General features: G+C 41.9%; 2 protein-coding genes. Both read right to left on the minus strand.

All coding sequences use genetic code 11. The annotated features are described in order from the left end of the window. Positions 1–1181 (minus strand): NAD(P)/FAD-dependent oxidoreductase (locus EKM73_RS12685; RefSeq protein WP_125702129.1); only part of this gene is annotated, 1181 nt, incomplete at its 3' end. A 227-nt stretch (positions 1182–1408) separates the two neighbouring features. After that, on the minus strand, positions 1409–1676 hold a 268-nt coding region (locus tag EKM73_RS12690; protein WP_191988642.1), incomplete at its 5' end, for a transposase.

Here is a 1676-nt window from a genome sequence, read left to right on the forward strand (position 1 = left end):
CCCACCAGATCATCTGTAGCTGGAGCGTTCGCAAGCAATGCGCGAACATCATCAAGATTCACCTTAACATTCCAAACTAAAACACCAACTAACTTATCGGTATCTATGAAATAGACAAGCGATCCATGCGTTCGCCGATCAAAAATCAATTGCAATTTAGGATCAATATTACCGATTGCTTGCCAGGAAATATCAAAAATCATGGAATAGAAGTATGGGGTATGCTGATAGCTCATGTGAGCACCTGCCATATTACGGCCAACTAATTCACCAGAAAGTCGGGCATGGTCCACGTGCTCAATCCGTTGCCGACCCAAGATGTGATCTGGATAAGAGGCAATATCTCCAGCAGACCAGATGGCTGGGTCACTAGTATTGAGATACTCATTAACTTTCACACCACCATCAGCTAAATCCAAACAACTGTCTTCAGCTAAACTAATCCGCGGCGTAACGCCTAACCCAACAATGATCGTATCGGCTGCGATCACCGTACCATCCTTTGTCAATAGAGTCAAGTGGTCACCTTGGCGTTGATATGATTGGACAAACTGACCACTCATCAGTGTGACACCATTGCGTTTGAACGTGGCTTCATACTCAGTCCGAATAGACTCAGGAAATTTACCCTCACCCAGCGCTTTTTCTGGAAAAATCATTGTAACTTCAGTCTCATTTTGGGTCAGTGACGATGCGAGCTCTGTACCAACATATCCACCACCAATGATCACAACTCGCTTGTTCGGACCACTAAATTTACGTAACTTGCGATAATCTGACCACTGTCTAAAGACTAGCACATGTGGATCAGAAGGTCCCTGGATTTGTCTAGGTTCTCCGCCAGTTGCTAGCAATAGCTGTTCATACTTGATTTGCTCACTATCGGCCAATGTAATGACCTTATCTTGCCGATTAATAGCCGTAACCGTTGTCTTGAACTTAAAAGTCACATTGGGATAATTTTCAGCACCAATCTGAATGTTCTCTTCAGTAAATTCATCATCTAGCCATAGTTTTTTACTCAGTGCCGGTCGTTCATATGGGACATCCGCCTCTTGCGAAATAATTAAGATCTCACCCTCTGAATCTTCCTGTCGAATTCCCTTGATGGCATAGCCAGCAACCACTCCGCCACCAACAATGACGTATCGATAGCTGTTTGTCTGATCCAAATCACTCATCTAATCGCCTCCATAACTTTACTTTTTCTAGGATCATTGTAATATAAAAACGCCATGATTCGAAAAATAACGATCAGAATTGTCAATCGTTGCTTGCTTTTATCAGAATAATAATTTTATTTACATACTGCTACAAAGCTATCAAATATCACTATGATCCAGATTTAGGGTAGCGTCAAGAATCTTGTGTAAATGAAATGCCTTCGTACATATAATATGTATCTAACTTAAATAAATGATGCTTCCAAGGTGTCCTGGAGTCCTTTGAACCCTCGGTGGATCCGCTTCAGAGAATTCTCGTTATAAACATTAAACTGAGAAACCAGGAAGCGATCCAGTGAATCTTCCGTTGGAAATTGTTCTTTGTGGTGGGTGGTGCGCTTGAGATGCTTATTAAAGTTCTCAATCAGGTTAGTGGAGTATAGTGATTGCCGGATAGCTGGTGGAAAGTCCATGAAAGTGAGTAAATTCGGCATTTTAAGCAGATCTTTGATT

The sequence above is a fragment of the Levilactobacillus fuyuanensis genome (genome assembly GCF_003946395.1).
In the GTDB taxonomy this organism is placed as follows: Bacteria; Bacillota; Bacilli; order Lactobacillales; family Lactobacillaceae; genus Levilactobacillus; species Levilactobacillus fuyuanensis.